Origin of the sequence: Pseudomonas alvandae, assembly GCF_019141525.1 — a bacterium.
In the GTDB taxonomy this organism is placed as follows: Bacteria; Pseudomonadota; Gammaproteobacteria; order Pseudomonadales; family Pseudomonadaceae; genus Aquipseudomonas; species Aquipseudomonas alvandae.
This window is the reverse complement of sequence record NZ_CP077080.1, coordinates 4,503,698-4,517,222: the sequence shown is the minus strand read 5'-3', so window position 1 is coordinate 4,517,222 and position 13,525 is coordinate 4,503,698. Positions and strand designations below refer to the sequence as shown.

At 62.2% G+C, this 13,525-nt stretch carries 10 protein-coding genes; 8 read left to right on the top strand and 2 right to left on the bottom strand.

Annotation, left to right across the window (positions count from 1 at the left end):
* The first annotated feature begins 295 nt into the window (after window positions 1-295).
* From KSS97_RS20040 to KSS97_RS20010, 7 genes are all read left to right on the top strand, one after another.
* Window positions 296-2,764, top strand: a complete 2,469-nt coding sequence (locus KSS97_RS20040) for a TonB-dependent siderophore receptor (RefSeq protein ID WP_030142064.1) — start codon at window positions 296-298, stop codon at window positions 2,762-2,764.
* A gap of 402 nt (window positions 2,765-3,166) precedes the next feature.
* Window positions 3,167-3,538 (top strand): DUF6124 family protein, encoded by a 372-nt coding sequence (locus KSS97_RS20035; RefSeq protein WP_217859988.1) that lies wholly within the window; start codon window positions 3,167-3,169, stop codon window positions 3,536-3,538.
* A 329-nt stretch (window positions 3,539-3,867) separates the two neighbouring features.
* Entirely contained in the window at window positions 3,868-4,290 is a 423-nt protein-coding gene (locus tag KSS97_RS20030) for an HPF/RaiA family ribosome-associated protein (RefSeq protein ID WP_198795915.1), read from the top strand.
* Window positions 4,291-4,300: 10 nt separating this feature from the next.
* Complete coding sequence (locus KSS97_RS20025) at window positions 4,301-5,476, top strand: baeRF3 domain-containing protein (RefSeq protein ID WP_217859987.1); 1,176 nt, start codon at window positions 4,301-4,303, stop codon at window positions 5,474-5,476.
* Between the two features lie 190 nt (window positions 5,477-5,666).
* Window positions 5,667-6,164, top strand: coding sequence for a sigma-70 family RNA polymerase sigma factor (locus KSS97_RS20020; RefSeq protein WP_198795917.1), 498 nt, complete (start codon window positions 5,667-5,669; stop codon window positions 6,162-6,164).
* Window positions 6,165-6,202: 38 nt separating this feature from the next.
* Window positions 6,203-7,174: a FecR family protein gene (locus KSS97_RS20015; protein ID WP_217859986.1), complete on the top strand. Its 972-nt coding sequence runs from the start codon at window positions 6,203-6,205 to the stop codon at window positions 7,172-7,174.
* Window positions 7,175-7,272: 98 nt separating this feature from the next.
* A complete protein-coding gene (locus KSS97_RS20010) occupies window positions 7,273-9,702 on the top strand; it encodes a TonB-dependent siderophore receptor (protein ID WP_217859985.1) in 2,430 nt (809 codons plus the stop codon).
* Window positions 9,703-9,776: 74 nt separating this feature from the next.
* Here the strand turns inward: KSS97_RS20010 and KSS97_RS20005 are convergent, their stop codons facing one another.
* A complete protein-coding gene (locus KSS97_RS20005) occupies window positions 9,777-10,928 on the bottom strand; it encodes an MFS transporter (RefSeq protein WP_198795920.1) in 1,152 nt (383 codons plus the stop codon).
* Window positions 10,929-11,108: 180 nt separating this feature from the next.
* On the opposite strand from KSS97_RS20005, the gene KSS97_RS20000 reads away from it, so the two are divergent.
* Window positions 11,109-12,128, top strand: coding sequence for a diaminopimelate epimerase (locus tag KSS97_RS20000; RefSeq protein WP_217859984.1), 1,020 nt, complete (start codon window positions 11,109-11,111; stop codon window positions 12,126-12,128).
* A 143-nt stretch (window positions 12,129-12,271) separates the two neighbouring features.
* Here KSS97_RS20000 and codA read toward each other — a convergent pair whose 3' ends face one another.
* Window positions 12,272-13,519, bottom strand: coding sequence for a cytosine deaminase (gene codA, locus KSS97_RS19995; RefSeq protein ID WP_217859983.1), 1,248 nt, complete (start codon window positions 13,517-13,519; stop codon window positions 12,272-12,274).
* Window positions 13,520-13,525 lie beyond the last annotated feature (6 nt).

The following is a 13,525-nucleotide window of genomic DNA, read 5'->3' as shown; positions in this document are numbered from 1 at the left end:
CAGGGCAAGAACAAAAGGCCGGCGCCGACAAGCGCCGGCTTTTTTTATTTTTTTTCGCGAATGATAAATAAACTCATTCCGGTTTTTCCCAGGTGCTGCGTCTTACTAGGGTATGCGGGCAAATCGGCTCGGGCAGGGCAGCCCAGGCGCCGGTTGTGTCCAGGAAAAATTTCGCTGTCGTCCAGCCGGATGACCGTGCCCGGGGAGGGGCCGGTCAGCCGCTAAACCGTGCTGGCGAACGGCAGGCCATTCGGCCCCCATGGACTTTTCACTTCTACCAATAATAGAGAGCACGATGTCGGCAATTCATGAGTTGAAACCGCTGTTCAAGGCACTTGTCATGTCTCGCGGCCTGCGTTCGCGCCGGGTGTTGTCGGGCCTGGGTCTGGTCGGTGCATTGTCCTTGAGCGCCCAGGTGATGGCGGAGGACGTCAGCATCAACATCCCTGCGCAGCCGCTGCCGCAGGCGCTGCAAGCGTTCGGCCAACAGACCAACCAGCAAGTGATCTACAACGCCGACGAATTGGCCGGCCTGAAAAGCAATCGCGTCAGCGGCAAGATGAGCCCGCAGGCCGCCATCACCGAGTTGCTCAAGGGCACCGGCGTGCGCCACAGCCTCGAGGGCAACACGCTGATGTTGGTAAAGGGCTCCGCCAGCGCGGGACTGGAGCTGGGCGCGACGACGATCAACGCCGAACAGTTGAATGCGACGACCGAAGGCAGCCACTCGTACACCAGCAATGCCGTGACGATCGGCAAGGGCACCCACACCCTCAAGGAAATTCCCCAGTCGATCACCGTGATGACGCGTAAGCAGATGGATGACCAGAACCTGGTCAACCTCAAGGACGCCGTCAACCAGACCACCGGCATCGTCGGCCTGCAGGGCGTCGGCCAGGGCATGATCCTGTCGTCGCGCGGTTTCCAGATCGACGACTGGCAGTACGACGGCGTGCCGATTCCGCGTAACACCTATTCGCTGGGCAACTGGGCGACCCAGGACCTGATTTTCTACGACCGCCTGGAAATCCTCCGTGGCGCCTCCGGCCTGCTGCAAGGCACCGGCAGCCCCGGCGGCGCCGTCAACCTGGTGCGCAAGCGTGGCCAGAGCGCACCGACCGTGACCCTGACCGGCAAGGCCGGCTCCTGGGATCACTACGGCCTGCAACTGGACGCTGGCGGCCCGCTGAACGACGCCGGCAATGTCCGTGGCCGCATCGTCCTCGACGAAGACCAGAGCAATTCCTTCGTTGACCATGCCTGGAGCAAGACCCATTCGCTGTACGGCGCGCTGGACGTTGACCTGAGCGAAGACACCACCCTGGGCTTGGCGGTCAGCCAATCCAATGGCGAGTCGCGCGGCAACATCCGTGGTTTGCCGCGCTACGCCGATGGCTCGATGCCGGACGTGTCGCGCTCCACCTACACCGGCGCGCGCTGGAACCGTTCTGAAATCGATGTCACCACCTACTATGCCGATCTGGAGCATCGCTTCAATGAGGACTGGGCCTTCAAGGTGGGGGGCGTGTACATGAGCGAGGATAACCAGGCGAAGAACCAGCGGGTCCAACGAGGCGGTGGTCTCTTGCCCGATGGCAGTGGCGTGCAATATGCCGACTTCCTGACCGACTTCCAGTCCACCAAGGCCGGTCTCGACATGAACCTGACCGGCAAGTTCGAAGCCTTGTCGATGGAACAGGAGGTCATGCTGGGGGGCAACTTCTCGCAATTGGAGACGGATGATAAATATGCCCGTACCTTCAACAACACCAGCGACTCGATCTTCGACATTGATAATGATCGCCCGGACATCAGCTACGACAGCTTGATCGCTGCGGGCGGCCTGGGCGTCCTCAGCAAGTACGACGTGCGCCAGAAAGGCGTGTACGGCACCTGGCGCGTCAAGCCGGTAGACGACCTGACTCTGATCCTGGGTTCCCGGGTCAGCTGGTACGACTTCAGCTACAAGTCGAAAAATGAAAACGCAGCCGGAATTACACGCAACACGCCAAGCTATTCAACCGAAACCGGCGTGGTCACGCCCTATGCCGGTATCGTCTATGACCTGAGCCGTGAGTGGGCGGTGTACGCCAGCTATACCGATGTGTTCCAGCCGCAGACTAACGTTGATGCCAGCGGCTCCGTGCTTAAGCCCGTCGTCGGCACCAATTACGAGGTGGGTCTTAAAGGTGAGTTGATGGACGGTCGGGTCAATACTTCCCTGGCTGTCTTCCGCTACGATCATGAAAACCGTGCCGTCAATGACGGCGGTTCGGGGTGTGGTGGCTTCGGTTGCTCGACAGCCTCGGGCAAGGTGCGCAGTCAGGGCATCGAGGCTGAAATCAGCGGTGAAGTGGTAGACAACTTGCAGTTGTTCGCGGGCTATACCTACAACACGACCAAATACCTCGAAGATCCGACCAACGAAGGCAGCATCTTCAGTACCTGGACGCCGAAACATATGCTGCGCGTTTGGGGCAACTACCAGTTCACCGGCGACTGGAGCCGTGTCAGCACCGGCCTGGGCTTCACCACCCAAAGCCATACGCAGGTCTACGATCTCAACTATGACGTACCGGGCTACACCGTATGGAACGCCCGTGTCGGCTACAAGCTGACGTCAGAGATCGATCTGGCGCTCAATGCCAACAACCTGTTCGACAAGACCTACATCACGCCGGCCTACAACCAGCTCAATGGCAACAACAACTTTGGCGATCCGCGTAACTTGATGTTCACGGTGAAGTACACGCCGCAGTTCTGATCTCCTCCAAAACAAAAAAACGACCCGCCTAGTGCGGGTCTTTTTTTATGAGATCAACCTGGCTGAACACGCAAACCCGTGGCGGGGGTGTTCCTACAAAAAATGTGGCGAGCCGGAAATTTCTGACAAGTCGTGTCGGTTGGTGGTTCGGAAGCGGTGGGGATAGGCTTTGTCCGTCGCTGCAAAATCAGCGACCGGGTTTGGTCACCTGTTTGAAGTCAGGCGCACATGCGCAACTCAGCATCTCGGCGCTTTTGTCGGTATGCTTTGCGGCGGGCTGTGCGCGGGGCACTCTCGAGTGCGCCGGGTGCCTGACTTCCCGGTTGACCAACCTGCGTATAGCCCACCACCCTCGTTTGGTCACGAGGTGGGTGAGCTCACTATCAAGTCAGGAGTTTCAAGATGGTCAAGAACACCCCCAACCCCCCAAGAAAAGCCGAAGATCTCTCCGCCTACACCCGCCTCGACTCAGCAGAACGTCGCGAAGCGGCCGATCGAGCACTCGACATCCACTTATCGCCCAACAAGCCAGTCAAGCCCGACACCCAGGACGGCCAGATCTTTACCGTGGCCGAGGGGCTCAACACCGAATCCATACTGACCACCCTCAGCGAAACCCTGGCCTCAGCCAACGCCATGGCGAACGACCTGGCCTTCGACCTGGAAGGCTCGCGGCGGCATGTGGCGTTGGGGCTTCAGCAATTGATCGAGCTGGGAACGCTACTGGCCAATCGAGCACTGGATGACATCGAGCCGCCCCAGCCTCCACGCTAGCCGCAGCACCGTAGCCCCCGTGGCGAGGGAGCTTGCTCCCGCTGGGTTGCGCTGTAGGATCTGCCGAGCGAAGCAAGGCTGCGATCTTTTCACTGCCAATGCATTCTGGAGCGAAAGATCAAAGATCAAAGATCAAAGATCAAAGATCAAAGATCAAAAGATCGCAGGCTTCGCCAGCTCCTACAGAGCCGAGCGGGAGCAGGCTCGCTCCCACAGAGGTCATCATCAGCCGCTCAGGCTCCAGTCATCCCGCGCCGGGAACTTCGCCCGTTTGATCTTCTTCTACCTACAACAGGCGGCGCCAGCCGTCTTTTGCAAAGGAGTCGATCATGCAAGTTCAAGTCAACAGTAACCATATCGAAGGCAGTGCCCGTCTGCAGGAGTGGGTTGGCAGTACGGTGGTGGAGGCGCTGCAGCGTTTCGAAGACCAACTGGCCCGCATCGAAATCCACGTCAGCGACGAAAACGCCCAGAAGGGCGGCGCCGCCGACAAGCGCTGCCAGATCGAGGCGCGCATGCAAGGACTTTCGCCGATGTCGGTCAGCCACAAGGCCGAGAGCCTCGAACTGGCCGTGGAGGGCGCCGCCGAGAAGATGCTGCACGCGCTCGATCATCAGATCGGCAAGCTCAACCCCGCCGTCGAGTCGATGGGGCGTGTGACTGCACCCACCGATGAAGCGCCACCCGAAATGGTGGACGCGATGCTGGAGGAAGACTTCCTCGAAAACCAAGAGGCTCGTGGCAAAGAATAAGGAGGCGATCATGACCGCTCATCAACCCTTCAGCCGGCAAGTACTGGCCGAGCTCCTGGCGTTCGAGGAACAGCCGAGCCTTTCGCTGTACATGCCCACCCACCGCACATTCCCCGAGCGCAGCCAGGACCCGATCCGCTACAAGAACCTGGTGCGCGACCTGCAGACCCAACTGGAACAGCAACACCCGGACATGGACTGCGCGCCTTTGCTCGAGCCATTCCTGGCGCTGGTGGAGGACCAGGGGTTCTGGAATTCCAACCGCGACGGCATCGCAGTGTTTGGCGCCCGTGACTATTTCAAAGTCATCTCGGTGAGCCAGCGCGTGCCGCAATGCGCCTTCGCCAACAGCCATCCTTACCTCAAGCCGTTGTTGCGCCTGGTCCAGTCCACCGAGCGTTATCAAGCGCTGTGCCTGACCCGCAACGAGGTCTGGCTCTATGAAGGCTCCTCGGAACAGTTGGAAAAAATCGAACTGGCCGAACAGGTGCCGCGCAACCAGAACGAGGCGCTCGGTGACGAGCTCACGCCGGGTGACCAGCAGGGCTTTCCCAATGGTTTCAGCCGCAGCGGCGAACGCGGCGATGCGATGATGCATGAGGCCGCCGGCGGCGGTAAGCAGGACGAAATCAACCTGGACCGCGAACGGTTCTTCCGCGCCGCGGACAAAGCCATCCTGCAATACCATTCGCAACCGTCGGGCCTGCCGATGATTCTGGTGGCCCTGCCGGAGAACCAGGCGGTGTTCCGTGCCGTCAGTCACAACCCGAACGTACTGGCGCAGGGCATCGAGGGTGATCCTTCGCGATTCAGTCTGGAAGAGTTGCGTGTCCACTGCTCGAAACTCATGGCCCACAGCCACGCTGACCGCGTTGTCGACAGCTTGAATCGTTATGGCGTCGCGGTGGGGCAGGGGCGTTCGCTGGACAAACTGGCGGAGATCGCCAAGGCCGCCTGGGAAGGCCGCGTCGCGCTGTTGCTGGTGGAGGCGGAGCGCCAGGTGCCTGGGCAGCTCGACCTGGACAAAGGCCGGCTGCTGATCGACGAGACGGGCGACGAGCAGGCACCCGATGTGCTTGATGAGCTGATCCTGGCCGTGACCCGCCAAGGCGGCGAAGTCGTAGTAGTGCCGCCCGAGCATGTCATGCCGACCGACACGGGAGCGGCGGCGGTGTGCCGGTTCTGACCTGCTCCTGTGGGAGCGAGCCTGCTCGCGAAGGCGGACCGACCGTCGATAAAAATTATTGACTGACACACCGCTTTCGCGAGCAGGCTCGCTCCCACACTTTTATTTTGGTGCCAGCCGGTCGGGCGGCGTTTGCTTCCTATTAATAGTAACCATTACTATTCACATCCCGTCCCCACAGTGCGCCGCGATGATCCCCAAGCTGCCCCGCAGACCCGGCTTTTTCGAGCATTACGAAGAGTTGATCGGCACCTGGACCCGTCGCCTGCGCAATCGCCAGCAGGCCGAGGACCTGGCCCACGATACCTTCGTGCGGGTGCTCGAATCCGATTCGGCGCAAGTGGAGCAGCCACGGGCCTACCTGCACCAGACGGCGCGCAACATTGCGGTGGACGGCTATCGGCGTGAAGATCGACGGGGCGCCCTGGAGGAAGTGGCGTTCGACACCCCATCGCTTGCGAGCGACCCGGAGCACTACATGCACGCGATCCAGCTGGCGGACTCCATCGAGCAAGCACTGGCCGAACTGCCGGCCAACTGCCGCACGGTGTTCGTCTGGCAGAAGATCGAGGGCCTGACCCAGGCGGAAATCGCCGAACGCCTGGGGCTGTCAAAAAACATGGTGGAAAAGTATATGATCCGCACCCTGCGCCATCTGCGGGATCGCCTGGACGGGCCAGGACAATGACCCGTCGTCTTCTTCCACCTGAGCCACAGGACCCTTCCATGATGGATAGCCGTGAATGCCCGTGCGGGCAGAGCAGGGTTCGCGACGAGGCGGCGCAATGGTTCGTGCGTTTGCAAAACCCGGTGATGGGCGTCGAGGAGCGCCAGCGTTTCGATGCCTGGTTGAGCGAACATCCCAACCATCGCGACGAGATTCAACTGCTCCAAGGCATCTGGAGCGCGACGGATCTGCTGCCCAAGGAGCGTCTGCAAGCGTTGTGCGAGCGCCCCGCCGAACGTGCGAAGCGCCGACCGCTGCTGCGTTTTGCCGTGGCCGCGGGGTTGCTCGCGGTGACGGTCGGGTTGGGGCTGTTCAGTGGCCTGGACGCTGCGGGCGATTACAGCGGCGAATTTGCCACCGCGCTGGGTGAGCGTCGGCATGTCGCCTTGCCGGATGGTTCGGCGATCGACCTCAACAGCCGTAGCCACGTGCGTGTCCAGTTCGCCCATCACCAACGCCGGGTGGAACTGGTCGAGGGCGAGGCGCTGTTCAGCGTTGAGCATGACACGGGACGTCCGTTCACCGTGGACGCGGGCAACGGCCAGGTGACGGTCACCGGTACGCGCTTCGATGTGCGCCGTGATGCCGACGGTTCCCGGGTGGCGGTGGAGCAGGGCAGCGTCCGGGTCCAGGGTCGCGACAGGCCCGTCAACCTCACGGCCGGCCTCGGCACCCGGATCGATGCCCGGGGCAAGGTCGCGGCGCCGTATGCGATCAATGCCGGTGAAGTCACCGCATGGCGCAACGGCAAACTGGTGTTCAACAATGCGCCGTTAAGTGAAGTGGCCGAGGAAGTGTCCCGTTATCGCACCAAGCCCCTGCGGGTTGCCAGTGCATCGGTGGGCAACCTGCGCCTGACCAGCGTGTTTCGTTCGGACAATCCCGAGGCGCTGCTCAAGGCCTTGCCGAACATCCTGCCGGTGGTCGTGCGCACGCTGGATGACGGCAGCCAGGAAATAATTTCGAAATAGATTCAGGTTTTTTTCGAGTTCTTCGTCTTCTTGTCCAACTGCAACTGGTTTGCATTAACAGACGCGTATTCTTGCGATTCGACAGGACAAGGTTCGACGTGAAAACTTTCGCCAAAAACAACAAACGCCTTCCCGTACGCTGGCTGCCGCTGGCCCTGAGCCTGGCTGTCAGCGCCGGGTTGCCCCAGGCCTTTGCCGACCAGGTCGCCACAGCCATCCATATCCAGGCGCAACCCTTGGGCCAGGCGCTGAGCCAGCTGGGCCAGCAGACCTCGTTGCAAGTATTTTTCAGCCCTGAGCTGGTGGCCGGCAAGCAAGCCCCGGCGGTGGAGGGCACCTTGTCCCCGGAGGCGGCGCTCAGCCAACTGTTACGGGGCAGCGGCCTGCAATACCAGATCGATGAAGGCTCGGTGACCATTCTGCCGGCGCCCACGGCGGGCCCTTTGGAACTGGGCACCACCGACATCCAGGTGGTTGGCGACTGGCTCGGCGATGCCAATGCCGAAGTGGTGCAGAACCACGCCGGCGCGCGGACGGTGATCCGTCGCGAGGCGATGGTCGAGCAGGGCGCGATGAACGTTGGCGATGTGCTGCGTCGCGTGCCCGGTGTGCAAGTGCAGGACGCCAACGGCACGGGTGGCAGTGATATTTCCCTGAACGTCGGCGTGCGCGGCCTCACCTCGCGCCTGTCGCCACGCTCCACGGTGTTGATCGACGGCGTACCTGCGGCGTTCGCGCCCTACGGCCAACCGCAACTGTCCATGGCGCCGATTTCATCCGGCAACCTGGACAGCATCGACGTGGTGCGCGGCGCCGGGTCGGTGCGCTATGGGCCGCAGAACGTCGGCGGGGTGATCAATTTTGTCACCCGCGCCATTCCTGAAAAAGCCACCGGGGAAATCGGCAGCACCCTGGAAACATCCCAGCGCGGCGGCTGGAAGCACATCGACACGGCGTTTCTCGGCGGCACCGCTGACAACGGCCTGGGCGTGGCGCTGTTGTATTCCGGCGTCAACGGCAACGGTTTTCGCAAAAGCAATAACGGCAACGACATCGACGACGTCATTCTCAAGACCCATTGGGCGCCGACCGATGTCGATGACTTCTCGTTGAATTTCCATTACTACGACGCCAAGGCCGACATGCCTGGCGGCTTGACCCAGGCCCAGTACGACGCCGACCCGTACCAGTCCGACCGCGACTGGGACAACTTCAGCGGCCGGCGCAAGGACGTGTCCTTCAAGTGGATTCGCGAGATCAGCGATCGCACCCAGGCCGAGGTGCTGACCTACTACTCCGACAGCTACCGCGGCAGCACCATCGCTAACCGGGACCAGCGCAACCTGGTCTCCTACCCGCGCACGTACTACACCTTCGGCATCGAGCCTCGGGTTTCCCATGTGTTTGATTTTGGGCCCACCACCCAGGAGGCCAGTGTCGGTTACCGCTACCTCAAGGAAGGCATGCACGAAGAGGCCAGCCGCCTGGCGCTGCGCAACAACGAGCCGGTGGTGCGCCCGGGTTCCGATGGCCACGTCTACCAGGACCGCACCGGTGGCACCGAAGCCCACGCGGTCTACATCGATGACAAGATCGACGTCGGCAAATGGACCATCACCCCAGGCATCCGCTTCGAAAGCATCAGCACTGAATGGCACGACCGCCCGGTGCTCGACACCGCTGGCAATCCCGTGCAGGAAAAGCGCCGCAGCATCGACAGCAACGAACCGCTGCCGGCCTTGAGCGTGATGTATCACCTGTCCGATGCCTGGAAGCTGTTCGCCAACTACGAAACTTCGTTTGGCAGCCTGCAGTATTTCCAATTGGGCCAGGGCGGTGAAGGCAACAACACCGCCAATGGCCTGAGCCCGGAAAAGGCCAAGACCTACGAAATCGGCACGCGCTACAACGATGACGTGTGGGGCGGCGAGGTGACGCTGTTCTACATCGATTTCGATGACGAATTGCAGTACATCAGCAACGACGTCGGCTGGACCAACATGGGCGCCACCAAGCACCAGGGCCTGGAGGCTTCGGTGCACTACGACATGGCCGCGCTCGACCCGCGCCTCGAGGGCCTGACCGCCAGTGCTGGTTTCACCTACACCCGCGCGACTTATGAAGGGGATATCCCAAGCTTCAAGGGCCGCGACCTGCCGTTCTACTCTCGCCAGGTGGCCACCGTGGGCTTGCGCTACGACGTCAATCGCTGGACCTACAACCTCGACGGCTTCGCCCAGTCCAAGCAGCGTTCACCGGGCAACAGTGTCAATCCTGACGGCAGCTTCAGCGACAACTACATCACCGACGGTAACGCTGACGGCCGGTATGGCGACATGCCTGGCTATATGCTCTGGAACGTAAGGGCGGGTTACGACTTCGGCGAGCAATTGTCGAACCTGAAAGTCGGCGCCGGGGTCAAGAACCTGTTCGATCACCAGTACTACACCCGTTCCAGCGACAACAACTCGGGCATCTACGTCGGCGCGCCGCGTACGTTCTTTGTGCAGGCGAGCGTGGGGTTTTGATCCAGCTCCAAGGTTGAGGCGTACCCCTGTGGCGAGGGAGCAAGCTCCCTCGCCACGGGGAAATCTGCAAGACCTCAGACCTTCAACACCTTCCCACTGGCCGCCACCGCCACCAACGACAGTGCAATCAACCCGAACGCAATACCCAGGCTACTGCCATGGGCAACAAACCCGATCAATGCCGGCCCCGCGAGGATGCCGGCATAGCCGATGGTGGTGATGGCCGGCACGGCGATGGCTTCGGGCATCAATGTCTGTTTGCCGACGGCGGTGTACAGCACGGGCACGATGTTCGAACACCCGGCGCCGACCAATGCATAACCCAGCAGCGCCGCTTGCCACATCGGTGCGACGGTGGCGATCAGGAAACCCGTCGCCGCGATCGACCCGCCGTAGATGATCACGCGCTTGGCGCCCAGGCGATGCACCACCGAATCGCCGGTCAGCCGGCCGACGGTCATGGTCAAGGCAAACGCGGCATAACCCAACCCGGCATAGGCGGTATCCACCGCGCGCTCGCTAGCCAGGAATACGGCGCTCCAGTCCAGCACCGCGCCTTCGGCCAGGAATACGATGAAGCACAGGATGCCGATAAACAGCACCACGCCGTGGGGAATGGCAAACGCCGGACCTGAACTTTCACTGCCGTAGGGCAGCAGGTGCGGCGCCGCCTTGAACAGCGCCACCAACAGCACGGCATTGACCGCCAGCGTCGCCGCCAGCGGCGAAAGCCCGAGGCCGAGCAGCGCACTGACGCCGGCCGCGCCAATGATCCCGCCGAGGCTGAACATGCCGTGGAAACCCGACATCATGGTCTTGCCGCTGGCGCGCTCGACGATGACCGCTTGCAGGTTCACGGTGGAGTCCACGGTGCCGAGCCCGGCGCCGAACAAAAACAACGCCGCCACCAGCCATGGCAGGGAACTCATCGTTGCCAACAACGGTAATGCCAGGCAGACCAAAAGCGTGCCGCCACTGAGCACCCGACGGCAGCCGAACCGTGCCGCCAGCGCACCGGAAATCGGCATCGCCAGGATCGACCCGACCCCAAGGCACAGCAACAGCAACCCCAGGGTGCCTTCGTCCAGGTTCGCCCGCACCTTGGCGTAAGGCACCAGCGGCGCCCAGGCGGCGATGCCGATCCCGGCGATGAGGTAGGCGATGCGGGTGGACATCTGTTCCAGGCGGCCTGGAGCAAAGGTAGGTGGAGGGGTAATCGCGGTCATGAAACATCCTTGGCTTTCGTGCGGTACGGTGTTGCGAGCAGGCGCCTATGCTTGCATATCCACTGACCTCACTGCGACCTCAAGGTGCCGACGCGAATGCCAGGGTGTCCGGCAAGCTTTGCCCTCGTAGTCTTCGCCGGCATACAGTAACGGCCCTTGTTGATCGATCCGGGTTTGTCCATGGCACAGTTCTACGATGCACGCGGCAATATCTATGGCGTCGTTTCGCCACGGCAAGTCCGTGCCTTGGGGATCGACCTGCCATCGTCTGCTGCCCAGGCTGCGCAAACCCGAGAAACCTGGAGCGCTGCCGCCGTGCAGGCTTTTTGTGCATGGGCGCCGGGCGAAGCGCCGCCGGATGCCAAGGCTCATCGCAGTGACGGCCTGCTGATCGGCCCGTTCCAGGACGCACCGCCGTTTGATCTGTTGATCATCAATACCGATGGGACGCTGGCCGAGCGTAGCGGCAATGGCTTGACGATTTTTTCCATGGCCTTGCAGGAGCGAGGTTTGCTGGTGGGCGACGGTGAATGTCTGCTGCAGGTTCATCACGACAAAACTGAAGACGTCTCACCGGTGCAGACCACGGTTCGCGCTGCTGAATTCGAAGGTGTCCAGGGTTTTTGGTTGGACCTGGGCGCGCCGCTGTTCGGACCACGGGCCGTGGCTGCCCATGGTGTCGAAAACGTGATGTTCGGCCCGTGCGAACTGAGCCGTGTACCAGCGCTTCATGCGTTGAACAGGGCGTGGGGCTACAGCCAGTTCGTGCGCATCGGCAATCCTCACTGTGTGACTTTGCTCGATGATGCGGCGGCGTTGCCCAGCCTTGCGCAGATGCGCGCGCCGGCCCTGTCGCGGGTCCTGACCGACATTGCCTATGCGGCGCCGGGCGGGGCGGGAGTTCCTTGTCTGGCCGGGATCAATCTGCAATGGGCGCGGCTCGAAGCCGAAGGACAAATCGCCGCCCGGGTGTTCGAGCGGGGCGAAGGCCCTACCGCGTCGTCGGGCACCAGCGCCAGCGCGGTGGCCAGTGCCGCGTGGCGGGTGGGTTGGGTGAAGGCCGGGGTGGTCAGGGTCGTGATGCCGGGCGGGACTGCGCCGATTCTGCTGGAAGAAGAGGCGGGGGAGCTGGTGCGGGTCAGATTGTTTGGTGCGGCGCGGCCAATGACCCCATCGCGAGCAAGCTCGCTCCCACAGTAGATATTCGGCGGGCGCAAAATCAGTGCACGACTGAGGTCCCCTGTGGGAGCGAGCTTGCTCGCGATAGCGCCCGGTCGGTCACATCGCTGTCAACGGACAGACCGCTATCGCGAGCAAGCTCGCTCCTGCAGGTATTGGTGATTTCAGTCCAGCTGCGGCCCGAACTCCACCACCGGCATCTGCCGCTTCATCAATACTTCACCGTTGCGAATCGAGTAGAGCGGCAGGCCCTGGCTGCGGATCACTTCGTAGTCGCTGTCGGCCGAGAGGACCAGCAGGTTCGCCGGACGGCCAGGCTCCAGCCCGTAGCGCTCGCCCAGGTTCATGGCCTTGGCGCTGTTGTCGGTGACCAGGTCCAGGGCACTTTGCAGGTTGCGGTAGCCGAGCATGTGGCAGATGTGCAATCCGGCTTCGAGCACCCGCAGGATGTTGCCGTTGCCCAGGGGGTACCACGGATCGACGATGGAATCCTGGCCGAAGCACACGTTCATCCCGGCTTCGAGCAGTTCATTGACCCGCGTGACGCCGCGGCGCTTGGGGAAATTGTCGAAGCGTCCCTGCAGGTGAATGCTTTCGGTCGGGCAGGAGACGAAGCTGATGCCCGAATGCCCGAGCAGGCGGAACAACTTGGCGCAGTAGGCGTTGTCGTAGGAGCCCATGGCGGTGGTGTGGCTGGCGGTGACGCGGGCGCCCATGTCGCGGCTGCGGGCTTCTTCGGCGAGCACTTCGAGAAAGCGCGAGTGCGGGTCGTCGGTTTCGTCGCAATGCACGTCCACCAGGCAACCGGTGCGTTCGGCCAGGTCCATCAGGAATTTCACCGAGCTGACGCCCTGGTCGCGGGTGTACTCGAAATGCGGAATGCCGCCCACCACGTCGGCGCCCATGCGGATCGCTTCTTCCATAAGCTCGCGGCCGTTGCGGTAGGACTCGATGCCTTCCTGGGGAAACGCGACGATCTGCATGTCCACCAGATGACGGCTCTCCTCGCGCACTTCGAGCATTGCCTTGAGGGCGGTGAGTGCGGGATCGGTCACGTCGACGTGGGTGCGCACATGTTGGATGCCATGGGCAGCGAGGGCCTGGAGGGTTTTCCGGGCGCGGGTCTTGGTGTCTTCGTGGGTGATGGTGGCCTTGCGTTCGCCCCAGCACTCGATGCCCTCGAACAACGTGCCACTCATGTTCCAGCGCGGTTCGCCAGCGGTCAGCGTGGCGTCCAGGTGAATGTGCGGCTCGACGAAGGGCGGCACGACCAGGTTGCCACCGGCGTCGATGTCTTCGGCCCCCAGGCTGGGGGCCTCGGTCTGCCGGGCGATACTGGCGATCAGGCCGTTTTCCAGGTGCAGTTCATGCAAGCCTTCACGATTGCGCAGGCGGGCGTTGATGATGTGCATCGGGCG

Coding starts and splice junctions, on each gene's coding strand:
- KSS97_RS20005 (WP_198795920.1), bottom strand. CDS start 10,928: ATGACCGCGATTACCCCTCCACCTACCTTTGCTCCAGGCCGCCTGGAA.
- codA (WP_217859983.1), bottom strand. CDS start 13,519: ATGCACATCATCAACGCCCGCCTGCGCAATCGTGAAGGCTTGCATGAA.
- KSS97_RS20040 (WP_030142064.1), top strand. CDS start 296: ATGTCGGCAATTCATGAGTTGAAACCGCTGTTCAAGGCACTTGTCATG.
- KSS97_RS20035 (WP_217859988.1), top strand. CDS start 3,167: ATGGTCAAGAACACCCCCAACCCCCCAAGAAAAGCCGAAGATCTCTCC.
- KSS97_RS20030 (WP_198795915.1), top strand. CDS start 3,868: ATGCAAGTTCAAGTCAACAGTAACCATATCGAAGGCAGTGCCCGTCTG.
- KSS97_RS20020 (WP_198795917.1), top strand. CDS start 5,667: ATGATCCCCAAGCTGCCCCGCAGACCCGGCTTTTTCGAGCATTACGAA.
- KSS97_RS20025 (WP_217859987.1), top strand. CDS start 4,301: ATGACCGCTCATCAACCCTTCAGCCGGCAAGTACTGGCCGAGCTCCTG.
- KSS97_RS20015 (WP_217859986.1), top strand. CDS start 6,203: ATGATGGATAGCCGTGAATGCCCGTGCGGGCAGAGCAGGGTTCGCGAC.
- KSS97_RS20000 (WP_217859984.1), top strand. CDS start 11,109: ATGGCACAGTTCTACGATGCACGCGGCAATATCTATGGCGTCGTTTCG.